General features: G+C 58.8%; 22 protein-coding genes and 2 rRNA genes (1 of these 24 running past the window's edge). 13 read left to right on the top strand and 11 right to left on the bottom strand.

The genetic code is table 11. The annotated features are described in order from the left end of the window. Genes EY643_RS19630 through EY643_RS02090 form a run of 7 tightly spaced genes read left to right on the top strand, consistent with a single transcriptional unit; the run spans position 1 to position 7,885 of the window. Entirely contained in the window at positions 1–1,359 is a 1,359-nt protein-coding gene (locus tag EY643_RS19630) for a hypothetical protein (RefSeq protein ID WP_205743126.1), read from the top strand. A 3-nt stretch (positions 1,360–1,362) separates the two neighbouring features. Then, the gene (locus tag EY643_RS02115) at positions 1,363–2,454 is read left to right on the top strand and encodes a vWA domain-containing protein (RefSeq protein WP_152660653.1); all 1,092 of its coding nucleotides are present in this window, start codon (positions 1,363–1,365) and stop codon (positions 2,452–2,454) included. Further along, positions 2,454–3,452, top strand: a complete 999-nt coding sequence (locus EY643_RS02110; RefSeq protein ID WP_152660652.1) for a VWA domain-containing protein — start codon at positions 2,454–2,456, stop codon at positions 3,450–3,452. The genes EY643_RS02115 and EY643_RS02110 overlap by 1 nt, the downstream gene beginning before the upstream one ends. Further along, complete coding sequence (locus EY643_RS02105; RefSeq protein ID WP_240732797.1) at positions 3,424–4,083, top strand: hypothetical protein; 660 nt, start codon at positions 3,424–3,426, stop codon at positions 4,081–4,083. Before EY643_RS02110 ends, EY643_RS02105 begins: the two co-directional genes overlap by 29 nt. Further along, complete coding sequence (locus tag EY643_RS02100; protein WP_170287245.1) at positions 4,080–4,754, top strand: hypothetical protein; 675 nt, start codon at positions 4,080–4,082, stop codon at positions 4,752–4,754. The genes EY643_RS02105 and EY643_RS02100 overlap by 4 nt, the downstream gene beginning before the upstream one ends. 4 nt (positions 4,755–4,758) lie before the next feature. Then, entirely contained in the window at positions 4,759–6,129 is a 1,371-nt protein-coding gene (locus EY643_RS02095) for a M48 family metalloprotease (RefSeq protein WP_152660650.1), read from the top strand. 31 nt (positions 6,130–6,160) lie between these two features. After that, on the top strand, positions 6,161–7,885 hold the full coding sequence (locus EY643_RS02090; RefSeq protein WP_240732796.1) for an amidohydrolase: 1,725 nt from the start codon (positions 6,161–6,163) through the stop codon (positions 7,883–7,885). 9 nt (positions 7,886–7,894) lie between these two features. On the opposite strand, the gene EY643_RS02085 is transcribed toward EY643_RS02090, so the two are convergent. The 5 genes from EY643_RS02085 to EY643_RS02065 all read right to left on the bottom strand — a co-directional run bounded on the left by EY643_RS02085 (position 7,895) and on the right by EY643_RS02065 (position 11,055). Then, positions 7,895–8,218: a DUF2288 domain-containing protein gene (locus tag EY643_RS02085; RefSeq protein ID WP_152660649.1), complete on the bottom strand. Its 324-nt coding sequence runs from the start codon at positions 8,216–8,218 to the stop codon at positions 7,895–7,897. Beyond that, on the bottom strand, positions 8,211–8,861 hold the full coding sequence (locus EY643_RS02080) for an MBL fold metallo-hydrolase (RefSeq protein ID WP_152660648.1): 651 nt from the start codon (positions 8,859–8,861) through the stop codon (positions 8,211–8,213). Before EY643_RS02080 ends, EY643_RS02085 begins: the two co-directional genes overlap by 8 nt. 83 nt (positions 8,862–8,944) lie before the next feature. Continuing rightward, a complete protein-coding gene (locus EY643_RS02075; protein WP_152660647.1) occupies positions 8,945–10,249 on the bottom strand; it encodes a dicarboxylate/amino acid:cation symporter in 1,305 nt (434 codons plus the stop codon). Continuing rightward, on the bottom strand, positions 10,246–10,479 hold the full coding sequence (locus EY643_RS02070; RefSeq protein ID WP_152660646.1) for a hypothetical protein: 234 nt from the start codon (positions 10,477–10,479) through the stop codon (positions 10,246–10,248). The genes EY643_RS02075 and EY643_RS02070 overlap by 4 nt, the downstream gene beginning before the upstream one ends. Before the next feature lie 72 nt (positions 10,480–10,551). After that, positions 10,552–11,055, bottom strand: coding sequence for a SixA phosphatase family protein (locus EY643_RS02065; protein WP_152660645.1), 504 nt, complete (start codon positions 11,053–11,055; stop codon positions 10,552–10,554). Positions 11,056–11,121: 66 nt separating this feature from the next. On the opposite strand from EY643_RS02065, the gene EY643_RS02060 reads away from it, so the two are divergent. Continuing rightward, positions 11,122–11,523 carry a CBS domain-containing protein gene (locus EY643_RS02060; RefSeq protein ID WP_152660644.1) on the top strand — a complete coding sequence of 134 codons (402 nt, stop codon included), beginning with the start codon at positions 11,122–11,124 and terminating at the stop codon, positions 11,521–11,523. A 109-nt stretch (positions 11,524–11,632) separates the two neighbouring features. Further along, positions 11,633–13,957 carry a Tex family protein gene (locus tag EY643_RS02055; RefSeq protein ID WP_153240863.1) on the top strand — a complete coding sequence of 775 codons (2,325 nt, stop codon included), beginning with the start codon at positions 11,633–11,635 and terminating at the stop codon, positions 13,955–13,957. Positions 13,958–13,979: 22 nt separating this feature from the next. Here the strand turns inward: EY643_RS02055 and EY643_RS02050 are convergent, their stop codons facing one another. Beyond that, entirely contained in the window at positions 13,980–14,648 is a 669-nt protein-coding gene (locus EY643_RS02050) for an LOG family protein (protein WP_152660643.1), read from the bottom strand. 40 nt (positions 14,649–14,688) lie between these two features. After that, positions 14,689–15,525 (bottom strand): hypothetical protein, encoded by an 837-nt coding sequence (locus EY643_RS02045; protein ID WP_205743124.1) that lies wholly within the window; start codon positions 15,523–15,525, stop codon positions 14,689–14,691. A gap of 331 nt (positions 15,526–15,856) precedes the next feature. On the opposite strand from EY643_RS02045, the gene EY643_RS02040 reads away from it, so the two are divergent. Further along, positions 15,857–17,071 (top strand): dipeptidase, encoded by a 1,215-nt coding sequence (locus EY643_RS02040; protein ID WP_152660641.1) that lies wholly within the window; start codon positions 15,857–15,859, stop codon positions 17,069–17,071. A 12-nt stretch (positions 17,072–17,083) separates the two neighbouring features. Here the strand turns inward: EY643_RS02040 and EY643_RS02035 are convergent, their stop codons facing one another. Further along, positions 17,084–17,455, bottom strand: coding sequence for a VOC family protein (locus tag EY643_RS02035; protein ID WP_152660640.1), 372 nt, complete (start codon positions 17,453–17,455; stop codon positions 17,084–17,086). 77 nt (positions 17,456–17,532) lie between these two features. On the opposite strand from EY643_RS02035, the gene EY643_RS02030 reads away from it, so the two are divergent. The 3 genes from EY643_RS02030 (at position 17,533) to EY643_RS02020 (ending at position 21,385) form a co-directional block, all read left to right on the top strand. After that, the gene (locus EY643_RS02030; protein ID WP_170287243.1) at positions 17,533–18,366 is read left to right on the top strand and encodes an SDR family NAD(P)-dependent oxidoreductase; all 834 of its coding nucleotides are present in this window, start codon (positions 17,533–17,535) and stop codon (positions 18,364–18,366) included. A 40-nt stretch (positions 18,367–18,406) separates the two neighbouring features. Further along, entirely contained in the window at positions 18,407–19,078 is a 672-nt protein-coding gene (locus tag EY643_RS02025; protein WP_152660638.1) for a Fe2+-dependent dioxygenase, read from the top strand. A 78-nt stretch (positions 19,079–19,156) separates the two neighbouring features. Next, positions 19,157–21,385, top strand: a complete 2,229-nt coding sequence (locus tag EY643_RS02020; RefSeq protein WP_152660637.1) for a patatin-like phospholipase family protein — start codon at positions 19,157–19,159, stop codon at positions 21,383–21,385. A 14-nt stretch (positions 21,386–21,399) separates the two neighbouring features. On the opposite strand, the gene EY643_RS02015 is transcribed toward EY643_RS02020, so the two are convergent. From EY643_RS02015 to EY643_RS02005, 3 genes are all read right to left on the bottom strand, one after another. Then, positions 21,400–21,618, bottom strand: a complete 219-nt coding sequence (locus tag EY643_RS02015; RefSeq protein ID WP_152660636.1) for an EF-hand domain-containing protein — start codon at positions 21,616–21,618, stop codon at positions 21,400–21,402. A 163-nt stretch (positions 21,619–21,781) separates the two neighbouring features. Then, a 5S ribosomal RNA gene (gene rrf / locus EY643_RS02010) occupies positions 21,782–21,897 on the bottom strand. Positions 21,898–22,067: 170 nt separating this feature from the next. Further along, positions 22,068–23,896: ribosomal RNA gene (locus tag EY643_RS02005) — 23S ribosomal RNA — on the bottom strand (it continues 1,073 nt past the right edge of the window).

The raw sequence follows: 23,896 nt of genomic DNA, 5'->3' as shown, positions 1-23,896 counted from the left end.
ATGGCCGTTGCGTTACTGGATATCAACGACTGCAATCTGCGCCTGTGGCACGAGGAAGGCACACAGCCCAGCCCCGGCTACGCCCTGCTGCAGGGCAAGGACTATCGCTATGGCACCGGCGCCCGCGCTGCGGCGCGGCTGGAACCGCGCAAGGTCAACACCCGATACTGGTGGCAGTTGAATACAGAGCCGCTGCAGCCACCACTGGGCCCGGCCCGGCACACTGCCGACCTTGTGCACGGTCACCTTCTCGAACTCCATCGTCAGGCGGGAGCGCCCGCTGAAATTCTGCTCGCCGCGCCAGCCACCATGGGCCGGGAGCAGCTGTCGCTATTGCTCGGCATCGTCCAGCAATGTCCATTTGAAGTGGTCGGCCTGGTCAACCGCAGTGCGCTGCTCGGCAGTGCCTACGTTGGCGACGGGCCCAGCTACCATCTGGAAATTCAACTTCACCAGGCAGTGCTCTGTGAACTGAACAGCGGGGCCGACGACGTGACCGTCGCCCGTTCCCAGGCGCTGCCGGGCTGCGGCCTGCTCCAAATACAGGAGCGCATTGTCGAGGTCCTGGCGGCCCAGTTTATTCGTCAGACCCGGTTCGACCCGCGCCGCAAGGCCGCCACCGAACAGACGCTCTATGACTGCGTGCCGGATGTCCTGCGCGCTCTGGCCAGTGAGACAGAAACCAATATTGAAGTGCAGGGCTATCGGGCCCGCCTCGGCCGTGATGATCTCGCGCCCTGTGGCAACAAACTCTTCGAAACCGCCACCACAGCGATGGGCACCCATGCGAGCCAGGCCACGTTGCTGGTGGAACCGCTGTTGGCGCTGCTGCCCGGCGCGCAACAACGCTTGCCCGGCATCACTCCTACCGAGGGCGATGCCTGCTGGCAGGCCGCCAGCGAACACGGTGACGTGCTGCGCGCCGGCGACGCTGGCTTGAGTTTTGTCGAACGACTGCCAAGACTGGTGGCTTCTGCGCCAGTACCCGAGCCAGCACCGGAACCGGAACCGGAACCGGAACCGATAGCAGAGACCAGGCCCGAGCCAACATCAGAGCCCACGCCAGAACCGGCACCCGAGCCTGCTCACGAGGCGGCAGTCTTAGCTGGGCCAGCTGAAGGCCCCAGTCACATCCTCGCCGCCAGTACCGCCTCACCTCTCGATCCGGCAGGGACTATCGTTGCAGCAGACGTCACGCTCTACATGCGCGATGGCAACTGGTTGATCCGCTCACCGGCACCGGTGCAGGTCAACGGCCAGACCTGGCGCATTGGCCAGGCCCTCGCCACCGGCGATGAAATCGTCACAGCCGACGGCACCAGCCTGCGTCTGATCGAAGTGCTGCCAGCCGGGAGTTAAACCGTGGCCAGGCGCAAGCGCGAGTTCACCACCTTCAACCTGAGTTTCCTCGACATCATGTCCTGCGGATTCGGCGCCGTTGTATTGGTGTTCCTGATCATCGACCACTCGATCGAAGTAAAGACCCAAGACCTGAACCAGGACCTGATGTCGGAAGTGAATTTCCTCGAGGAGGAAGTGCTCGAAGGCAAGGAGGGCCTGGTACGCCTGCGCAACACACTCTCGGACACGGACCTGCAAATGGTCGAGGCCCAGGGCCTGGCCACTCGAATCAATGACGATATAGAAGAATACGAGGCGCTGATCGAGACCCTGCGCGCCGACGGCTATGACGACGATGACGACATCGACGCACTCAAGGCAGAGATTCTGGCACTGGAATCCGAGCTCAAAAAAATGCAATCGGCGGCGCAAGAAGACGGCGGCCGCAGTGCCCGCTCCTACCTGGGCGAAGGCAACCGCCAGTACCTCACTGGGCTGAACCTGGGCGGACGCAATATCGCCATCCTGCTGGATGCGTCGGCCAGTATGCTCGCCGACCGACTGGTCAACATTATCCGCCTGCGCAATATGGACCCCGCGCTGCAACGCAAAGCGGACAAATGGACCCGTGCCGTCAATACCGTGAACTGGCTGACCGCCCAACTACCGGTCAACGCCGATTACCAACTCATCACCTTCAATACCCAGGCGACATGGGCTGTGCCCGAAACAGCGGGCAAGTGGCTGGAAGTCGCCGACCAGGCTAGGCTGGAAGACATCACCGCCCGTCTCGACAAGCTCACCCCGGCAGGGGGCACCAGTCTCGAAAATGCGTTTCTGGCTTTACAACGACTGGCACCGGCGCCCGACAATATTTTCCTGATCACCGATGGTCTCCCGACCCAGGGTCGCGGCGGCCCCAAAGGCAGCAAGGTGAGTGGTCAGGCGCGGCTCAGGCACTACCGCGAGGCCATCAAGCAACTGCCTCCCGGCGTGCCGGTTAATATCATCCTGGCGCCGATGGAAGGCGACCCAATGGCAGCCTCCGAGTTCTGGCAGTTGGCTCAATTAACGCGCGGCTCACTACTTAGCCCTTCAAAGGATTGGCCCTGATGGCGAAACGTAGAACGCCTGAAGAATTCTCACTGTCGTTTCTCGACGTCATCTGCTGCGGCTTTGGCGCGGTTATTCTGCTGCTCATGATCACCAAGACGGTGCAGCCACAGATCATCGAGGCATCCACCGTCAACCTCGAGGGCAAGCTCGCCGAGTTGCAGGAGCAAGTGCATGAGATCCGCGGCGAGACCGTCATTCTCAATCGCGACCTGAACGCCAAGCACGAACAATTGTCCGAGCACGACGAGCGCATTGCTATCCTGCGGGGCAAGCTCGCCGCCACCCGCTCGCGTTACGACAGCCTGCAAACCGAAACGAGCAGCAACGAGATCATCACCGACCAATTGGCTGTAGCGAGACAGCAACTGTCTGAAGAAATGGAGCGCCTACTGGGCCGCGAGTATCAGTCAAAAAACAACCTGATCGGCGGCATCCCGGTCGACAGCGAGTACATCATTTTCATCATCGACACATCTGGCTCAATGTTCTCCTACGCCTGGGAGCGCATGGTCCGCGAGGTCGAGGCCACGCTCAGCATCTATCCGGAAGTGAAAGGCATCCAGGTGATGAACGATATGGGGCAATACATGTTCAGCCGCTATCGCGGGCAGTGGATTCCCGACACGCCCGGGCGGCGCAACGTGATCATGCAGAACCTGCGCAACTGGAACGTGTTCAGCAACTCCAGCCCGGTGGAAGGTATTACCGCGGCGATTCGCACCTTCTACGACCCCGGCAAAAAAATCAGCCTGTATGTTTTCGGCGACGAATTCACTGGCCAGTCTATCGCCGAGGTTGTCGCCACAGTCGATAGAATCAACCGCGCGGACGCCAACGGCAATCGCCTGGTAAGAATCCACGGTGTCGGCTTTCCCGTACAATACATTCGAGCACCACACCTGCAGACGACAGGCATTCGCTTCGCTACACTGATGAGAGAACTGGCATACCGTAATGGAGGCACTTTTGTCGCGCTCAACGATTTCCGTCCCTGACCTACGCTTACTGCTATTAGCAGTGCTGGGGCTGTTATTGGCGGGCTGCGGGCCGACCAAGGTCGTCGTGGAAGGTAACTTTCCCTCGCCGTTGATCGAACCGTTACCGATGAAACTCGGGATCTGGTACCCGGAGACATTCAGTGGCCACGAATTTTTCGATGAGGCCAAGACCCGCTCCGATTCAAGCTGGATTGTGCAGACCGGAGCGGCCCAGGTAGCAATGTGGGATACGCTGCTGGAGGGTATGTTCGTGGAAACCATCCACATGAAAGGAGAACCCGGGCCGGAGCAGATGAACCAACTCGTGGACGCGGTACTCATTCCTGAAGTCGACGAACTCCAGTACGCCATTCCTGCGCACACCAACGTCAAGGTCTACGAGATCTGGATGCGCTATCGCTTCAAGCTGGTGACCTCCGGTGGTGAGCCCATCGGCGACTGGACCATGACCGCCTACGGCAAAACTCCCACCGCATTCCTCCAGAGTGACCAGGCAGCAGTCAATCTCGCTGCGGTCATGGCGCTGCGCGACGCCGGCGCCAACTTCGCCACCAATTTTACCCGTGTGCCACAGGTACAGGTGTTCCTCGATGAACGCGGTATCGTGCCCCTGGAAAGTGGACTATGAGAGCAGTCCCTCGTTTATTGCGATTAGCCACCGTTCTGCTCGCGGGCCTGTCTACCGCGGCATGCGTCACCTCGACTGTAGACGAGATGGTCTTCAACGAACCGGTGGAAGGTATCGGCGACTCCACTGTGGTCATTCTCGGCCGGCGTCACGCGGCCGACTACGAGACCGAACCAGACTTCATTCAGTGCGTTGGTGACCATATTTCCAGCCGCGACCGCAGTATTACAGTGATTGGCGAACTGGAGTTCGTAAACTCTCTCTACCCCTGGTTCGAGCCGCGCACCGCGCCGCTCCACCCCCAGAATATCGACCGTCTGCTGCTGCAGGAGCCGGTTGCCGAACGTATGGCGGAGCTGAAGACCGAGTACATGATCTGGATCGACGGCAAGACCGAGCGCTCCGACTCCATGGGTTCCATGACCTGCGGCATTGGCCCGGGCGGCGCGGGCTGCTTTGGCTTTGGCACCTGGAGCGACGATTCCGACTACGAGGCGGTTATCTGGGACTTCACTGACCGCGCAGAAGTCGGCCGTGTGAATACCACTGCCAGCGGCCAATCCTATATGCCCGCAGTCGTGGTCCCGATTCCCATCATTGCGCCGGTGCAAGGCACGGCCTGCGATGGCATTGGCGACCAACTGCTGGAATTCCTCTCCAGCGAATACTGAACCGATGCGTCTTTTAAGTTGCTGCGCACTACTCCTCTCGCTCTCGATGGCGGTGCAGGCCGCTGACAAATACGAGAAGGCTCATCAGGAAATCGTCGACGCCGGTCAGCTCTACGACGACCCCGAGCTGCAGCAATACATCGACCGCATCGGCCAGCGTCTGGTTGCACACAGCGATGAGCCCAACGGGGATTTCACCTTCAGTGTCATCGATACCGACGTGATCAACGCCTTCGCCGCCCAGGGCGGTTATATTTACATCAGCCGCGGCCTGCTGCCCTACCTGGAGAATGAGGACGAGTTGGCAGGCGTCCTTGGGCATGAGATCGGCCATATCACCGGCAGCCATCACAGCCGGCGCAAGACAGCCGATGTCACCAGCAAAATCGTGGCAACCACCACCTATATTCTCACCGGTAGCGGCGAACTCGCCGACGCCTCCTCCATGTATGGTGCGGAGCTGATCAGCGGCTTTGGCCGGGAGATGGAACTGGAGGCGGACGGCCTCGGTGCGGAGTATATGTACCGCGCAGGCTATGACCCGCAGGCGCTGTTACAGGTTATCGGCGTGCTCAAGGATCACGAACAATTCCAGCGCACTGTCGCCCGGGCCAGCGGCAAACCCGGCGGCACTTACCACGGTGTCTACGCGTCACACCCGCGCAACGACAAACGGCTGCAAACAGTGATCGGGGCAGCAGCGGAGCTGGACGACGGCAGCTACATCGAAAGCCCGGAAATTCCGGGCGAGTTTAAACAGCAAATGGATGGCCTGGTCTGGGGCGACAGCGTACAGAGCGCGCGTGACGAAAACCGCTTCTACCACAACAAACTGGAGTTCACCTTCGAGCACCCACCCGGATGGACAGTCCAGACCGGTGGTCAGGCGGTGGTGGCGCGCGCGCCAGACCAGAGTGCTTCCCTCACCATCTCGCTGCGGCGACGCGACCCCTCCAGCACGCCCCAGGCGGTGCTCGAGGCCAATGCCAAGGGTGAGCTCAGTGACGGAGAGCCGCTGGAACAAGCAGGCCTGAGTGGCTATACCGCCACCGCCAGTGCCGGTGGCACATCTCGCCGGCTGGCCGTGATCGACTACCGATACAGTTACCTGCTGCAGGGGGAAGCAACGGACTTTGCCGCCAGCGACCCGGCACTGCTGGATATGATCAAAAGCTTCCGCCCGACCCACCCGAAAGAAAAACCCGCCGGTGAAGCGCGCTACCTGCGCTACATCCGGGTACCGCGAGGCGCAACTGTGGCGAGCATCGCGGCGGAGATGAAAATCCCCCATGCGGAGGATCAGCTGCGTTTGATCAACGGGCTCTATCCCCGCGGCGAACCCCGCACCGGGGACTGGTTCAAGGTAGTACAATAATTCCTCGGCTATACTCAGGGCATACCAACCTATGAGCCTCCGAATCATGTACCGCCTTTTCCTGCAGATCAGCTTGTTATCCGTTTTTGCCGTGGCATCGGCCAGCGCCAGCGCCGAACTCATCGTCTACACCGCAAAGAAAATCATCACCATGGAGACGGCGCTGCCAGAGGCCAATGCCGTGGCGGTAAAGGACGGCCGTATTTTTGCGGTCGGCAGCGAGAAGGAGCTTGAGAGCCTGGCAGAAAAACTCGGCGGCCGGGTCGATCGCAGCCTGAGCGACAAGATCCTGCTCCCTGGCTTCATCGACCCCCATGTGCACCCGTCTCTGCCTGCGGTGCTGACCCAGTTCCCCTTTCTTGCCCCCGACGACTGGTCGCTGCCCACCGGCGAATTCCCGGGGGCAACTGACCCTGCCTCGTACGAAAAACAACTCAAGGCTCTGGCAGCCCGGCACAGCGATGACGCCACGCCTTTTATCGCCTGGGGTTACCACCCACTGTGGCACGGGGACGTCTACAGAGAACAACTGAATGACTGGTTTGGCGATCAGCCAGTCATGCTCTGGCACCGTTCATTCCACGAGTTGATCGGCAACGATGCGGCGCTGGCAATGTTGGGCGTCACCGAGGACGACGTGGCTGGCCAGGCTGAAATAGACTGGGCCAGAGGGCATTTCTGGGAGAATGGCCTCAAGTTTCTGATCCCCCGACTGAGCTTCCTGTTTGCACCCGAGCGCTACGGCAAGGGTATGCAGAACTTTATCGAGATGATGCACCGGGGCGGCGTCACCACCGCCCTGGACATGGGCACCGGTATCTTCGGTAATCCCACTGCAGAGATCGACCTGATACGCCGCTCGGCGGAGGGCATATCCGCGCCGGGCCGTATTATTCTCACCCCGATCATCACCGACTTTCTGGCCCGCGGAAAAAGTCCGCAGGAGGCACTGGCAGAGATCGAAGCCTGGCGAGCCAGTGACTCGCGCAGGGTCTCGGTGGGCAAACACTTCAAGATCATGATGGACGGTGCCATCTTCAGCGGCCTGGCGCAGATGGGCCCGCCGGGCTACCTGGATGGGCACGAAGGCCTGTGGATGGCACCGCTGGAAACAACGGCCCAATGGGCCCAATTTTTCTGGAGCGAGGGGTACCAGATCCACGCCCACACCAACGGCGACCTGAGTGCGGCGGCGTTGATCGATATGGTACGTACCATGCAAGAGGTTCATCCGCGCCCGGATCACCGCACTTCGCTAGAGCACTTTGCCTATTCTACCGACGACCAGAGCCGACAAATGGCAGCGCTGGGGATGGTGGTCTCAGCCAACCCGTACTACCAGTACCTGCTAGCGGACATTTATGCCGACGAATGGCTGGGACCGGATCGCGGCCGCCAAATGGTCCGTTTGGGTTCACTGCAGCGCCACGGCGTTCCCTTCGGACTGCATTCCGACTGCCCCATGGCACCGCTGTCGCCGCTGACGCTAGCGGCGGCAGCCGTGCAGCGAGAGAGCATCAGTGGCAAGGATAACGCTACACCTGAGCGAATAGACCTGCACTCCGCACTGCGCGCAATTACTATCGACGCGGCCTGGGTTATGGGTGCAGAAGATGACATAGGCTCCATCCGCGCCGGCAAGCGAGCAGACTTCACGGTCTTGGAAAGCGACCCCTATCGAGTCAAAGCAGAGCGCCTGAAGGACATCGATATATGGGGAGTGGTGTTCGAAGGTGAGCTACACCCCGTAGAATAAACTCTGGGGTTATCCGTCGCGCAGCTGGACCAGTACCCAGGGCGCGGCAACCACTGCCCACAGTTCCTGATTGCTCTCATACCACTTCAGTGCCTGAATTTCGGGCACCGCGGCGACATCGCCGGTTTCGATCCAGCCTTTGAACTGTGCCGTGTTATCCAGCCCCAATTGCACGGCCACCTCCACCAGATCCAGTTCGCCACTCACCCGCACTATCGAGCCACGGGCATAGTAGGTCTGCAGATCGTGCCATTGAATACGCGCGGTCTGGCCGTGGTATTCGCGCCGCAGCAGGCTCTCTTTGTCCTCTTCTCCCTCTGGCTGATCAACCATATTTTTCATCCGCTACGAAGGGGTTGGTGCGGCGCTCCTGACCGAATGTACTGGTGGGCCCGTGGCCTGGAATAAAAGTGATGTCATCGCCCAGCGGGAAGAGCTTGTCGCGGATGGAGCTGACCAGGTCGTCGTGATTGCCCTTGGGGAAATCCGTGCGGCCGATTGAGCCCTGGAACAGAACGTCGCCCACCCAGGCGACTTGTTGCGGCTGGTAGTGAAAGACCACGTGGCCAGGCGTGTGGCCCGGACAGTGAACGACCTGCAGGGTCTGCTCACCTACCGTCACGGTGTCGCCATCGTGCAGCCAGCGATCCGGGGTGAATGCTTCCGCGTGCGGAAAACCGGACATCTTGCACCACTCCGGCAGCTTCTCCAGCCAGAAATTATCGTCCTCGTGCGGGCCTTCGATGGTTACATTGAGCTGCTGACGCAGCACATCAGCCGCGGCACAGTGGTCCATGTGGGCGTGGGTGAGAATAATCTTCTCCACCGTGGCGTCCATCTTCGCCACCGCTTCCAGAATTCGATCGACATCCCCGCCTGGGTCCACGATCGCGGCCTTCTTACTTGCCTGGCACTGGATAACGGAGCAATTCTGTTGGTAGGGGGTCACCGGCACAATGGTGCACTGAATAGTCATAGGCAGACCTGCGAAATATCGGGGCGGGAAGGATACCACAGCCCGGGCCCGGGCTGTGGTCGATCAGTTGCTACAACCGCAGGTCAGGCGCGGGCGGTGACGGTCGTTTCGTCGTCGCTTTGATCCGCATTGGGATCGTCGAAAACGCCCTGTTCAAACTGATTCTCGGATTTGCCAACGATGACCGAAATAGTCGCATCGCCAGTGACATTCACTGCCGTGCGCACCATATCGAGGAGGCGGTCCACGCCGATAATCAGGGCAATACCCTCGACCGGCAGGCCGGCTTGCTCGAGCACCAGAGCCAGGGTTATCAGGCCAACACCCGGCACAGCCGCGGTGCCGATAGATGCCAGCGTAGCAGTCAGAATCACGGTAATGAAATCACCCATAGACAGATCGACGCCGTAGACCTGGGCAATAAATACCGTGGCTACACCCTGCATGATAGCGGTGCCATCCATATTGATGGTGGCACCCAGTGGAACCGTGAAACCTGCCACAGAATTGTGCACGCCCAGGCGTCTCTCGACCGTGCGCAAGGTAATCGGCAGGGTTGCACCCGAGGATGCGGTGCTGAATGCGAACGCCCAGATGGGCCGCATCTTTTTCAGCAACATCCTGGGCGAGAGGCCAGTCAGGGATTTCAGCAGCAGGGTGTAAACGCCCAGCGCGTGCAACAGCAGCACGCCGATGACCGTGAACACGTATGCGGCAAGATCAAGAATGGCACCGATACCCAGAGTGGAAAACAGCTTGGACAACAGCGCAAAGACACCGTAGGGCGCAAGATTCATGAGGATCTCGACCATCTTCATGATGATCGCGTCCATATCACGGAAGAAGCTCGCCATGCGACGACCGGGTTCGCCGGCATGCGAAATTGCGTAGCCGAAGAGTAATGCGAAAACGATGATCTGCAGCATCTTGCCATCCGCCATCGCCCGCACAGGGTTGGAGGGAAAGATATCGACCAGGACATCGCTCAGCGGAGGCGCAGGGCGCGGTTCAAAGCTTGAAGCACCGGCTATTTCCACACCAGAACCCGGGCTGATCAGGGAAGCGAAGAACAATGCAAGGCTGATCGCTATCGCGGTCGTGGCCAGGTAAAAACCCAGGGTCTTGACGGCTATCGGGCCCATGCGCGCACTGTCGCCCAGCGACGAGGCGCCGCAGATCAGGGATACCATAACCAGCGGCACTACCAGCAATTTGAGTGAAGCTACAAAAATACGGCCAACCACATCGAACACGCCGCCCACGAGGTAGGCATCAATCGTCTGTTTGAAGCCCTCGCCCACGCCAGAGCTGTGCATGATCAGGTTGATAATTGAGCCGGTGACAATACCTGCCACCATGGCGATAAGAATGCGGTTAGTGAGGCTCATTCGGGGCACTCTCCGCCCAGGTAACCCGAAACGGCGTCGTCGGCGCAGGCGTTGCAGCCGGACGCATAGGTTTTCTTGCCACCACCAACAAGATCAGCACACACTGGATTGTATTCCATGGTGCACACCTGGGGGCGTTCGCCGGAACACTGGGTGACGAGTGAGGGGATTGGCTGTGTTTGGCATCCTGCCAGAACAAGTAACAGCAATAAGCCCAGGGCATTGCGCATGGGTGGCACTCCGGATTCGGTGTTATTTAATTGCGCAAGCCTAACACCCTTAAACCAAGAGCGGCAATCGTGTCAGCCCTCGTCGAGCAGGCGAGGCAGGAGCGTTTGCGCCAGTTCAGCACAGCCGGGACCCACCTCCCGCCAGTGGCCGGCGTCCAGATCCAGGCGCGCATAGGCACAGGTGGGCAGATTATCCAGCTCCCATCGGCCCGCCAACGCGTTGATCAACTCGGTGAACGCAGGATTGTGGCCGATAATGAACAGCTCACTACGGCTATCATCCTGGGCCTGAATCCAGCTGAGAACGTCTTCCGACGCGAAGGTATAAAGGCCTTCATCTGTAACATGGGGCAAAGCGGCGAGCGCGGGCCAGCCCTGGCACAGGCCATCGAGAGTCAATTGAGCCCGCCTGGCCGGGCTGACGGCAATACTTATGGCCGTAACCTGGGTGGCCAGGGCAGCGCCCATACGAGGCGCATCCCGGCGACCACGCTTGTTCAGGCCGCGCTCGCGGTCGGCGAGCCCGGGCTGACTCCATGAGGACTTGGCGTGGCGAAGCAAGTGCAGTGTTTTCATGCTTATTCCCGGCAGGCGAGGCCATTGAGTCTATACTTGGAAGGATCTGCAAGCGAGGAATCCTACATGTCGCCATCGGTAAAACTCCGCGACTACCTTATCCCCAACCCGGCAACTGTGCAGCCAGACGACAGCGTTCTGGCCGCCATGAAGGTGATTATCGACAACAAGATATCAGGGGTTTGCGTGGTCGATAGCCAGCACAACCTGGTCGGCATCCTGTCGGAACTGGACTGCCTGGAAGCCTCGCTGGGCTCGCTCTACAACGACAGCGGTGTCGGCATGGTGCGCGACCACATGGCCGCCAGCAATCTCATCGTCGCCCACCCTGAGGAAGATATCATCCATGTGGCCCAGGATATGCTGGCCAAGAACAAGCGCCGCCGGCCAGTGGTAGAGAACGGCAAGTTGATCGGCCAGGTCACCTGCCGCCAGTTACTCAAAGCCATTACTCGCTTCCAACGCTAGGGTCATTCCACAAAACAGGCTGACGCCTGTTTTCATGCGGCCAACAGTGCCGCATAATGCGAGTCCACGCAGTCTTTCTCACCTTTATCAGCCAGAATACTAGCCAATGATTCAAACAATCCCCCAGCGTATTGCTGAAGAACTCAGCGTGCGCGAAGCGCAGGTTAACGCCGCTATAGGCCTACTCGACGAGGGTGCCACCGTCCCCTTCATCGCCCGCTACCGCAAGGAGGTCACCGGCGCACTGGACGACACCCAGATGCGTAACCTCGAGGAGCGATTACACTACCTGCGGGACATGGAGGAGCGCCGTAAGGCCATCCTTTCCTCGATTGAGGAACAGGGCAAGCTCACGCCACAGCTCAAACAGTCCCTGCTCCAGGCAGACACCAAGAACCGACTGGAAGACCTGTACCTGCCCTACAAGCCCAAACGTCGTACCAAGGCCCAGATCGCTCGCGAGGCAGGCCTTGAACCGCTGGCGGACAGCCTGCTGGCAGATCCCACACAAGACCCTGACACACTCGCAGCGGCCTACTTCAATAGCGACGCAGGCATCGAAGATACCAAGGCCGCGCTGGATGGCGCGCGCCAGATCCTGATGGAGCGGTTCGCCGAGGATGCCGATCTGCTGGCTAAGCTGCGTCAGTTTCTCACCGACAACGCTCTGCTCGCATCGCGCATGATGGACGGCAAGGAACAGGAAGGCGCCAAGTTCCGCGATTATTTTGAACACACCGAAGCCCTGGCCAAAGTGCCCTCGCACCGTGCCCTGGCGATGTTCCGCGGGCGCAACGAAGGTATTCTCAGTATCAACCTGGTGATGGACGCCGAGGAAGCATCTTCCCCGGTCGCGGCCAGTCAGGCCCACCCCTGCGAGGCCATGGTCGCCGACCACTGGCACATCGAAGACCACGGCCGGCCCGCCGACCGCTGGCTACGTGAGGCGGTGCGCTGGACGTGGCGCGTAAAACTGCTCACTCACCTGCAGACCGATCTACTGGGCCAGTTGCGCGAGAGCGCTGAGGCCGAGGCTATCGAGGTCTTCGCCCACAACTTGAAAGATCTGCTACTGGCGGCCCCCGCCGGGCAGAAAGCCACGCTGGGGCTGGACCCGGGGCTCCGCACCGGGGTCAAGGTCGCGGTGATTGATGCCACGGGCAAGGTACTTGATCACGGTGCCATCTTTCCCAATCCGCCACAGAAGAAGTTGCACGAAGCGGAGGCGACACTGCTACATATGATCCGTAAGCACGGCGTGGAACTGATCGCCATCGGCAACGGCACTGCCAGCCGTGAAACTGACAAGTTTGTCGGCGACATGCTCAAGGCCAACCCGGACCTGAACGTGCGCAAGGTGATGGTGAACGAGGCCGGCGCATCCATTTATTCCGCCTCCGAGTTTGCGGCGCGTGAATTTCCTGACCTGGACGTGACAATCAGAGGCGCTATCTCTATTGCACGCCGCCTGCAAGATCCTCTCGCGGAGCTGGTGAAGATCGAGCCGAAGTCCATCGGCGTTGGCCAGTACCAGCACGATGTGAGTCAGGTCCAGTTGGCGCGCCAACTCGATGCGGTAGTCGAGGACTGTGTAAACGCTGTGGGTGTCGACGTAAACACTGCATCTGTCCCACTACTGACTCGCGTGTCAGGCCTCAACCAGAGTATCGCCACCAACATCGTGAGCCTGCGTGACGCCCAGGGTAAATTTGCTGATCGCAAGGCGCTGCTCGGCGTATCCCGCTTCGGCGACAAGACCTTCGAACAGGCCGCGGGCTTCCTCCGCGTCAGTGGCGGCGACAACCCACTGGACGCCTCAGCTGTGCACCCGGAATCTTATGGCGTGGTTGAACAGATCGCAGCGCAAAGGCAGCGCGATATGAGCAGCATCATCGGCGACAGCAGCTTCCTCAAGGCCCTCAATCCCGCGGACTACATCAGCGACAGCGTAGGCCTGCCCACCGTCCGCGACATTATTTCGGAACTGGACAAGCCCGGCCGCGACCCGCGCCCGGAATTCAAAATGGCCGAGTTTCAGGAAGGGGTGGAGAAAATCTCAGACTTGCGCCCTGACATGGTCCTGGAAGGCACCGTCACCAACGTTACCAACTTCGGTGCGTTCGTCGACATCGGTGTCCATCAGGACGGCCTGGTACATATCTCTGCGCTGGCGGACAAGTTCGTCAAGGACCCGCGAGACGTGGTCAAAGCCGGCGATATTGTGCGAGTAAAAGTGATGGAGGTAGACCAGCCGCGCAAGCGCATCGGCCTTACCATGCGCCTGAGCGACAAAGCCGGTGAGCAGGAACAACGCGGCAATAACCCGCGCAAGGAACAGCGTGGCGGTGGTCGTAATACCAAGCCACGCCAGGAAAAGCCCGCGGCCAACAACGCCTTCGCGGCGGCCTTTGCCAACGCCAAGCAGCGCAAGTAGAGCGCCGTTCGAGTTCCTGCAACTACTGTGGGCAGTGGTTGCGGTAGTAAGCCAGTAAAATGTCGGCCGCCTCCTCCGGGGTGTCCACCAATGACAAAATCTCCAGGTCGCTGTCGCTGATGAAGCGACCGCCCTGGACCTTCTCAACCACCCATTCGTACAACCCGGCCCAGTGGTCTTTGCCCACCAGCACGATGGGACGCTGCTCCAGCTTACCGGTCTGCACCAGGGTCAGCAGTTCGAACAGCTCGTCAATCGTGCCAAAACCACCGGGGAAGATAGCGAAGCCTATGGCATAGCGGATCAGCATGAACTTGCGGGTAAAGAAGTAGCGAAAGTCGATATCGATATCGAGATAGGGGTTGGCGAGCTGCTCATGAGGTAATTCAATATTCAGCCCCACGGACTGTCCCGGCTCGCCACTGGCGCCGAGATTGCCCGCTTCCATCACGCCGGGCCCACCGCCCGTGATCACCGTGATGCCCTCAGCCGCAAGCGCCCGCGCGAGGTCGCGTGCCGCTCCGTATTCCCAGGCGTCAGCTTGCGAACGCGCACTACCGAAAATACTGACGGCGGCACCGATTTCCGAGAGGCTGGAAATACCCTCGCGCAGTTCATCGCCAATCCGGGCAATGCGTTCTTTTTCCTGCGGGCTAAGGCCCACACCTGGGGGCAGTGTTGATTCGGACATAGTGTTCTCTAAGGTTGGGAGTCGACTTAGTTTATACCAATCACTCCCATCCCAACTCAGCCGCCACCAGAGCCAAAGATGCGGCGCCGGCGGCCTGATGCCTCTGCCGCAGCCAGGGTGAGAGTTTTTGCAGCAGGCCAGGCGTGCCGTAAATCAACGGCAGCGTCAGCAGCAACGAATCCCCGGCTTCATTAAGCAGCACCAGATGTTGCGGCCGTTGCGGCGTCGGCAGTATCTTCAACCCATCCCAGTCGACATTCACGCTGTGGCGTTGCTGCCATGCCAGCTCTGTCGCCAGTACCTCGGCTTCCTGCAGCAGCTGCGCACACAGGCTGCGTTGTGCCGCCAGCTGGCCGCCCGCATGAAATGCGAGTGACAGACCGTTGCTGCTGCACACAGGGCCTGTAGCGCTAAAATCCCAGTGCGGAGCGACACTGGCGGCCGACATGGGTATCGGCGCCTCATCCGATAGCGTTTGGGTGAGTTGCTTACACGCATGGCCGCTACAAAATCGGCTGAGCACCGCCCGCTCATAGGCGGGTTGCTGATCTTTACGCGGGTGGGCGAGCATCACGATCCGCCCCGCCACCTCAACGGCGGGCACCTCGCGCTCGTGGCTGCGCAATTCGACCGGAAAGCCCAGCTCTATATCCTCCAGCACCAGTAACAACTGGCTCGCATACTGCTCCACCGCGCGTGACCAACTGAGCAATCTGCCTGCCTCCTCTGATTCCCGCGCCTCGCCACGCGCCAGATCTGCCTCGGCCATATAGACCTCGGCCAACTCGAACAGCGCTACGCTGGCGAACTGGCCACGTGTTTCCTCATCGCCCATCGTCAAGGCGCTCACTGTACGCTGGTAACGCGAAGCCTCCACAGGGCCTGGAACAGCTTCAGCCCAGGCCACACTGCAAAACGCGCACAGGCATAAGGCGGCGCACAAAAATCTGACGCTATCGAGGCGCACTTGCACCTCTGCAGCGCATAAAGTGCAAGAGAAAGACAAAGGTCTGTTGCATTCTGGTGGCATGAATTTCGTATTGGTTCAGGTGAAATCTAGCACAGCACGGCGACGTGACCGATGAACGCGTACAAAAACAGTATGATTTTCCCGCGAGGCCTCACTGCAGTGGCCGCCCTGGTCGCGCTAGACAACCAGGTTCCATTCGAGGAGGATACGCTGAATAACTGGAATAAGTAGAACAATAATGCCGATGACACCTTTCCTGCCGACGGCGATATTCGCCGCAGTGCTGGCGGCTACGCCTGCGCTGGCGAGCGACCCTGCTGCAGCTAGCCTGCACGAACGCTTACTCACCATAGACACCCATATCGATGTTCCCACTTCCCTGGGTACCACTGCAGCGGATCCACGCTTGCACGGCCCCATGCAGGTCGATCTGCCGAAAATGCGCGAGGGAGGGCTCGATGCAGGTTTCTTCATTGTCTATGTCGGCCAACGCTCGGTCGATGCCGCCGGTTACCAACAAGCCTATGAAAAGGCACAGGCCAAGTTTGATGCCATCGAAAGAATGTTGGCCAATAGTCCTGATGAGATCGTGCTGGTGCGCAACCCCACCGAGTTGCGCGCTGCCGCCGCCGACGGCAAGCTGGTAGCAGCCATCGGCGTGGAAAATGCCTACCCACTGGGACCCAACCACGAACATCTGCAAGAATTTTACGACCGCGGCGCCAGGTACATTTCCCTCACCCATTTCGGCAACAACCACTTCGGCGAAAGTTCCAAGGCCTTTGGCGAAGACGGCGAGCCCGAGGTGACAGGGCTCACAGACCGAGGCCTTGCGTTAATCGATGATATGAATCGACTGGGGATTATGGTGGACGTGTCACACACCTCGCATCAGTCGACTATGGATGCAGTGGCCCGCTCGAAAACACCGGTCATTGCCTCACACTCGGGCGTTGCCGCGCTCTATGCGCACAATCGCAACCTGTCGGACGACGCTATCAAGGCAATCGCAGCCAGGGGCGGCGTCGTGCAACTGGTGGCGTTTGATCGCTACATGCGCGATATCTCGGAAGAGGAACGGGACGCACAAAAAACGATTCTGAAGGACCTGGGAATCGATCCGCGCGGGATGAAGGACGTTACCCAGGAGCAGTTCGGTGAGCTACGCAGCCGCAATGCGGCCTTGAACGCGAAGTATCCAAAGGCGTCGGTAACGACCCTGATCGATCATGTCGATCACGTGGTTGAGCTTGTCGGCGTCGACCACGCCGGCATCTCCTCTGATTTCGGCGGCGGCGGTGGTATCCACGGCTGGTGGTCCATCGATGAATCGCTGATTCTCACCGAGGAAATGCTCAAGCGTGGCTACAGCGAAACGGACATTCGCAAAATCTGGGGTGAAAACCTGCTGCGGGTCTGGGAAGCCGTGGAGCAGCATGCCCACGGCTCCTGAGCGCGAGGCGTTCTAGCCGAAAACGTAGAACACCATTTTGTTGCCGTCCGGGTCGCGGACATACGCTCCGTAGAACATATCCGGAATACGCTGGCCCGGTTCACCCTCACAAGTCGCGCCCAGAGCGATCGCCTTGTGGTATAGCTCATCGGCCTTTTCCTTACTCGGCGCAGTAAAGGCGACCATATTGCCATTGCCAGGCTGTGGGTCGTCCTCATTATGGGGAATGCACACCGAGAGCATCGGCGCGCTCATATCAGTGCCAATAAACGCAATTCGCCCAATGTCCATCAATACTGAAGCGCCCATGTCTGCCAGCAGTTCAGTGTAAAACGCCTTGGCTTTTTCCATGTCGTTAACGCCGATGGTTACATATCCAATCATTCTCTTGCCCTCCTCAGGGTGTGTTGGCCTGTTATGCTGCAGCGAGTATAGCGATAAATGAAAACGCAGGGGCAATGATGAGCAAACGAATCGTGATTACGGGTGCAACCAGCGGTCTGGGCAAGGCCACCGCGGAGCAGTTGGCCGCGGCAGGCGCACGACTGGTGATCTGTTCCGAGAATGAAGCGGCCCTGCTGAAAACGCTGACAGCCATGGGTGGCGAGAGCGACCGCCTCAGCGGCCTGGTCGCGGATGTCACTAATCCCGACCAGGTGGAGGCTCTCGCGACCCAGGCTCAACTGCGCTATGGCGGGCTGGATGTGTGGATTAACAATGCCGGCATGGCCGCACCTTCAGGGAATGGCGCGCTGGTTCCGATGGCGCTGGGCGAGCAGCTGATCAATACCAATATCCTCGGCACCTACTACGGCTCAGTGACGGCGGTTCGCCACTTCCGCAACGCCGGTTGCGCGGGCCGAATCATTAATATGACCGGGCGCGGCGACAAGGGGCCGGTGAAGAATGCCGCACTTTACAGCTCGAGCAAGGCCTGGCTGCGCAACTTCACCCTGGCGCTGGCTATGGAAGAGCGGGAACACGGTATCGAAATAGGCACGTTTAACCCGGGGCTGACACTAACCGGTATTACCGCCAGGCCCATGATCCTGGCGGGCAACGAAGCACAGCAAATGAAAGGCCTGCGCACGATTCTGCCTCTCATCGGCGATCCAGCCAGCGAACCGGCGCGATCACTCGCAGCGCTGGCGCTGCAGACCGCGCCCATCAAAAAGGAAAACCGGCATCGCAGGCTGTTGCCGCATGTGCTGTTGCGCCTGATCACTGGGAAGCGGGCGGATATCGACGTGACAGCCATCGAACCGCGGCTTGTCGCGCCAGAGCTTTCCCGCTAGATTGCTAGGGCAATATTGCCTGAGACACACGGATATAAAGATGATCCTCACCTTCGACGATGTTATTACCGAGGCAGAACATGCCACTATTATGGAGGCAGTCCGCAACGCTGAATTCGTCGACGGCAAGGCCACCGCTGGCTGGGCTGCCCGCGGGGTGAAGAACAACACTCAGGTCAAGGGAGGCAGCACTGCCACCAAGACCGTCAACGAAATAGTTCTGAATGCGCTCCGCCGCAGCGAAGAATTTCGCGCCGGAACCCAGCCAAAACAACTGCACTCACTCCTGATCAGCCGCTACGAGCCCGGCATGGACTATGGCTACCATGTCGACAATGCAATGATGGGGCGCGACGTTCAGTGGCGCACCGATATCTCCATGACCCTGTTTCTCAACCACCCTGATGACTACGACGGCGGCGAGCTGTCCTTCGAATCGGGCAGCGGCGACTTCAGGTTCAAGCGCAACCCCCGCTCCATCATCGCCTACCCTTCGACCACCCTGCATCGGGTAATGCCGGTGACCCGGGGTGAGCGCATCGTCGTGGTCGCCTGGATCCACAGTCTGGTGCGAGATGCGGGCGTGCGCGAGATGCTCTACGACCTGACCACCATCCGCAATAATATCTTCAAACGCAGCGGCAAATGTCGTGAGTTTGATCTGGCCGCCAAGACCTACACCAACCTGCTCAGGCAGTACGCAGAACCCTGATTAATGCGCACTAATGCGTGTTGATTAACCCCGAGGGCAACGGGGATAATTAGGCGCTATACACTCAGGTATCTCTGTATGAAATCCTTTCTGCGAACTGCCGGGCTCATTGCCGGCCTGGTCGCTGCGCTGCCATCTTCAGCTCAGGAACCCTCCACCAACGCCCTGGTGCTGGCTGGCGGAGGCGCCCGGGGCATTGCCCACGCCGGAGTCATTGCCGCACTGGAAGAAATGCAGGTACCTGTAGATGCCATTGCGGGCACCAGCATGGGCGCATTGGTCGGGGGCCTCTACGCCACAGGCCTCAATGCAGAGCAGCTCAAGCTTATCGTCGACAATATGGCCTGGGAGGACGCGTTCAAGGACTCGATTGATCGAGACGGCCTGCCACCGCGACGCAAAAGCGACGACTATGACTACCCCTCTTCTATCTCGGTGTCTTTCAAAAACGGCAGTTTCTCGGTCCCTCTCGGCCTGGTGCAGGGACAGCAAGTTCAGCAGATCATCAAGGAACTCGTACTACCGGCAGAGCACATTCGGGATTTCAACCAACTGGCGATCCCCTACCGCGCCGTAGCGACCGACATCGAAACCGGCGATGCCTACATATTTGACGAAGGCAACCTGGTTACCGCGATGCGCGCCAGTATGTCACTGCCGGCACTGCTGGCGCCGGTAGAGCACGACGGACGCCTGCTGGTCGATGGCGGCCTGGCCATGAACATTCCGGTGCAGGTCGGCCGCAACATGGGCGGGAAACGGCTCATCGTAGTGGATATCGGCACACCACTGCGCAAACGCGACGAGATCACCAGTATTCTCGGGGTGACCGACCAGATGCTGAACTTCCTCACCCGCAGGAATTCGCTAGATCAACTGGCAACCATGGGCGAGGACGACATCCTCATCAATCCAGACCTCGATGGCATCGGCATGTTGGACTTCGCAGAGACGGAGCAAATCTACCAACGCGGCTACGATGCGGCAATGGCGAAACGCGACCAGCTACAATCACTTGCGCTCAGCGACTCGCAATGGTCTGACTACCTGGCCGCCAGAGTGCTGCCCGTGTCCGACACACCGGTAATCGCCAGAATTGATATCTCCAACAATCACCCGGTCAGGGATGAACTCATCCGCGTTCGCCTGAGCCAGAAAATTGGCGAACCCCTGGATCGACAACAGCTAGGCGAAGATATTGAAGAGGTCTATGCACTCGGTCACTGGGAAATCATTGATTACAAGGTGACCGAGGGCAATGTGCTGTCTATCGATGCCCGGGCGAAGTCCTGGGGTGACGACGAGCTTAAATTTGGTATGAACCTGGTGACCGACCTCGAGGGCAGCAGTGATATCAATCTGGGAGCGAGTTACCTGTGGTCCGGTCTCACAGACCTGGGCGGTGAGCTCTATGCGCGCGGCCAGATCGGTGACACGATTCTGGCGGGCGTCCAGTTCTACCAACCGCTGGACGTGAAATCACGGTTCTTCGTCGTTCCGCAAATCAGCTATCACGATCAGGATGCAACAACACTGGGCCCCGAGTACGAGCTAGACGAGCTGGTAGGCACCTGGCGCGTGCGCAGACTCTCGACGCAACTGGATGGTGGCATCAACCTGTTCGACAGCGTGCAAGCGCGGCTGGGTGTGTTCCGCAACAAGGGCGAGAATCGCGCTGATGTGGAGTTGGGGGGCAACCTGCCGGAGGAAAAGTATGACGAGGGCGGCGCGATGTTCAGCCTGCGCTACGACAACCTCGACGACCTCTACTTCCCCACCAAGGGCCAATTCTTTTTCACCGACTACAGTGCTTATACTGAAGATCTCGGTGCCGATGCCAACTACGAACGCTGGCAGGCTCTGGGCCAGGCGGCATTCAGCCATGGCCGCAATACGTTAATCCTGACCGCCAAGACCGGCCAGTCACTGGACGCTCCTAACCAGCCCAACAACTACTACCAGTTGGGTGGCTTGTTCAACCTGTCAGGGCTAAGCCAGAATTACTTGTCTGGCAGGCAGATGGCTTTCGCCATGGCCCAGTACCAGTTCCGTCTGTCGGGCGACACAGTGCTGCCCTTTGACATGCCTTCTTATGTAGGCGCGTCGATAGAGGGGGGGAATTTGTGGTCTGAAAGATCTGATGTTTCCTCGGGCGACTTCGTCAACGCAGGGAGCGTCTATATTGCACTGGACTCTCCTGTAGGGCCCATTTACTTCGCCTATGGCCGCACGGAAGACAACCTGGACGCGATCTACCTGGCTCTTGGCTGGCCCTTCCTCAGCAACATGCACATGTTGGGGCGCTAACGGCGCCCCCCATATCAGGACGTACGGAACCAGCGTACAAATTCATCGAATTCCACCTTGCCGCTGCTGTCGGTGTCTATAGAGCTAAAGCCACGGCCTGAGTCCTGGCCGGGCTCGACTGCCCCCAACGCCTCCATCAGGCGACCAAATTCCTTGCGGTCGAGAAAGCCGTCGCCGTTGGCGTCAAAGTGGTCGAAGTTTTCGCGCAGTTCTTCTGTAGAGAGATCAGTCATTGGATGAGGTCCATTCAGGGTTTCGCTATAGAGGATAGACCATCGTTTGGTAAACAGGTTGCGTCACATGGCGGCTACACTGCGACAGAACCGCAAAGAAATCAGGGGCCCCAAAAAGCAAAACCCCAGTAGCATGGCGCTACTGGGGTTTTCTTTTTTAGAAGCCTGGCGATGACCTACTCTCACATGGGGAATCCCCACACTACCATCGGCGATGCAACGTTTCACTTCTGAGTTCGGGATGGGGTCAGGTGGTTCCATTGCTCTATTGTCGCCAGGCAAACTGGCTTGCTGTCGTCGGTCTTAAGCCCCTAAGGACTGCCTCGTCTCAACAAATAGGGTGGTAAATCAAACTGTATGTTCTGTGTGTATCTCAACACTGGACTCAATCACAACATCCGTTGTCTTCTTAACTTCGCACATTCTCATGCGCAAATAACTTGGATTATATGGTCAAGCCTCACGGGCAATTAGTACTGGTTAGCTCAACGCCTCACAGCGCTTCCACACCCAGCCTATCAACCTTGTAGTCTTCAAGGGCCCTTTAGGAGACTTAAAGTCTCAGGGAGAACTAATCTTGGGAGGGGCTTCCCGCTTAGATGCTTTCAGCGGTTATCCTGTCCGAACGTAGCTACCGGGCAATGCGTCTGGCGACACAACCCGAACACCAGAGGTTCGTCCACTCCGGTCCTCTCGTACTAGGAGCAGCTTCCCTCAATTCTCCAACGCCCACGGCAGATAGGGACCGAACTGTCTCACGACGTTCTAAACCCAGCTCGCGTACCACTTTAAATGGCGAACAGCCATACCCTTGGGACCGGCTTCAGCCCCAGGATGTGATGAGCCGACATCGAGGTGCCAAACACCGCCGTCGATGTGAACTCTTGGGCGGTATCAGCCTGTTATCCCCGGAGTACCTTTTATCCGTTGAGCGACGGCCCTTCCATTCAGAACCGCCGGATCACTAAGACCTACTTTCGTACCTGTTCGTCTTGTCAGACTCACAGTCAAGCGCGCTTGTGCCTTTACACTAACCTCATGATTTCCGACCATGATTAGCGCACCTTCGTGCTCCTCCGTTACACTTTGGGAGGAGACCGCCCCAGTCAAACTACCCACCACACACTGTCCTCGATCCGGATTACGGACCTAAGTTAGAACCTCAACGTTACCAGGCTGGTATTTCAAGGTTGGCTCCACTGCAGCTGGCGCCACAGTTTCAAAGCCTCCCAGCTATCCTACACAAGTAAAGTCAAAGTCCAGTGTGAAGCTATAGTAAAGGTTCACGGGGTCTTTCCGTCTAGCCGCGGGTATACGGCATCTTAACCGCAATTTCAATTTCACTGAGTCTCGGGTGGAGACAGTGTGGCCATCGTTACGCCATTCGTGCAGGTCGGAACTTACCCGACAAGGAATTTCGCTACCTTAGGACCGTTATAGTTACGGCCGCCGTTTACCGGGGCTTCGATCAAGAGCTTCTCCGAAGATAACCCCATCAATTAACCTTCCGGCACCGGGCAGGCGTCACACCCTATACGTCCACTTACGTGTTTGCAGAGTGCTATGTTTTTAATAAACAGTCGCAGCCACCTGGTCACTTCGACCGGCCTCAGCTTAGGGAGCAAGTCCCATCACCAAAGCCGGCGTACCTTCTCCCGAAGTTACGGTACCATTTTGCCTAGTTCCTTCACCCGAGTTCTCTCAAGCGCCTTGGTATTCTCTACCTGATCACCTGTGTCGGTTTACAGTACGGTTCCTCATTATCTGAAGCTTAGAAGCTTTTCTTGGAAGCATGGCATCAACCACTTCACTCGCAGCTTTCGCTTTGAGCTCGTCATCAGCTCTCGGCCTTAGCAACCCGGATTTACCTAAGTCACCAGCCTACAACCTTAAACAGGGACAACCAACGCCCTGATGGTTTAGCCTTCTCCGTCCCTCCATCGCAATAATAAGAAGTGCAGGAATATTAACCTGCTTCCCATCGACTACGCATTTCTGCCTCGCCTTAGGGGCCGACTCACCCTGCGCCGATTAGCGTTGCGCAGGAAACCTTGATCTTCCGGCGGGGAGGTTTTTCACCCCCCTTATCGTTACTCATGTCAGCATTCGCACTTCTGATACCTCCAGCAAACCTCCCGGTTCACCTTCAACGGCTTACAGAACGCTCCTCTACCATGCGTGCAAGCACGCATCCGCAGCTTCGGTACACTATTTAGCCCCGTTACATCTTCCGCGCAGGCCGACTCGACTAGTGAGCTATTACGCTTTCTTTAAAGGG

The sequence above is a fragment of the Halioglobus maricola genome (genome assembly GCF_009388985.1).
GTDB classification, from domain to species: Bacteria; Pseudomonadota; Gammaproteobacteria; order Pseudomonadales; family Halieaceae; genus Halioglobus; species Halioglobus maricola.
Note: the sequence above shows the minus strand (reverse complement) of the source record. Positions and strands in the feature narration are given on the sequence as shown.

Excerpts from the sequence above, each read along its gene's own strand:
- EY643_RS19630 (WP_205743126.1), top strand. The coding sequence starts at position 1 with ATGGCCGTTGCGTTACTGGATATCAACGACTGCAATCTGCGCCTGTGG.
- EY643_RS02110 (WP_152660652.1), top strand. The coding sequence starts at position 2,454 with ATGGCGAAACGTAGAACGCCTGAAGAATTCTCACTGTCGTTTCTCGAC.
- EY643_RS02100 (WP_170287245.1), top strand. The coding sequence starts at position 4,080 with ATGAGAGCAGTCCCTCGTTTATTGCGATTAGCCACCGTTCTGCTCGCG.
- EY643_RS02095 (WP_152660650.1), top strand. The coding sequence starts at position 4,759 with ATGCGTCTTTTAAGTTGCTGCGCACTACTCCTCTCGCTCTCGATGGCG.
- EY643_RS02090 (WP_240732796.1), top strand. The coding sequence starts at position 6,161 with ATGAGCCTCCGAATCATGTACCGCCTTTTCCTGCAGATCAGCTTGTTA.
- EY643_RS02085 (WP_152660649.1), bottom strand. The coding sequence starts at position 8,218 with ATGGTTGATCAGCCAGAGGGAGAAGAGGACAAAGAGAGCCTGCTGCGG.
- EY643_RS02080 (WP_152660648.1), bottom strand. The coding sequence starts at position 8,861 with ATGACTATTCAGTGCACCATTGTGCCGGTGACCCCCTACCAACAGAAT.
- EY643_RS02075 (WP_152660647.1), bottom strand. The coding sequence starts at position 10,249 with ATGAGCCTCACTAACCGCATTCTTATCGCCATGGTGGCAGGTATTGTC.
- EY643_RS02070 (WP_152660646.1), bottom strand. The coding sequence starts at position 10,479 with ATGCGCAATGCCCTGGGCTTATTGCTGTTACTTGTTCTGGCAGGATGC.
- EY643_RS02065 (WP_152660645.1), bottom strand. The coding sequence starts at position 11,055 with ATGAAAACACTGCACTTGCTTCGCCACGCCAAGTCCTCATGGAGTCAG.
- EY643_RS02060 (WP_152660644.1), top strand. The coding sequence starts at position 11,122 with ATGTCGCCATCGGTAAAACTCCGCGACTACCTTATCCCCAACCCGGCA.
- EY643_RS02050 (WP_152660643.1), bottom strand. The coding sequence starts at position 14,648 with ATGTCCGAATCAACACTGCCCCCAGGTGTGGGCCTTAGCCCGCAGGAA.
- EY643_RS02040 (WP_152660641.1), top strand. The coding sequence starts at position 15,857 with ATGCCGATGACACCTTTCCTGCCGACGGCGATATTCGCCGCAGTGCTG.
- EY643_RS02035 (WP_152660640.1), bottom strand. The coding sequence starts at position 17,455 with ATGATTGGATATGTAACCATCGGCGTTAACGACATGGAAAAAGCCAAG.
- EY643_RS02030 (WP_170287243.1), top strand. The coding sequence starts at position 17,533 with ATGAGCAAACGAATCGTGATTACGGGTGCAACCAGCGGTCTGGGCAAG.
- EY643_RS02025 (WP_152660638.1), top strand. The coding sequence starts at position 18,407 with ATGATCCTCACCTTCGACGATGTTATTACCGAGGCAGAACATGCCACT.
- EY643_RS02020 (WP_152660637.1), top strand. The coding sequence starts at position 19,157 with ATGAAATCCTTTCTGCGAACTGCCGGGCTCATTGCCGGCCTGGTCGCT.
- EY643_RS02015 (WP_152660636.1), bottom strand. The coding sequence starts at position 21,618 with ATGACTGATCTCTCTACAGAAGAACTGCGCGAAAACTTCGACCACTTT.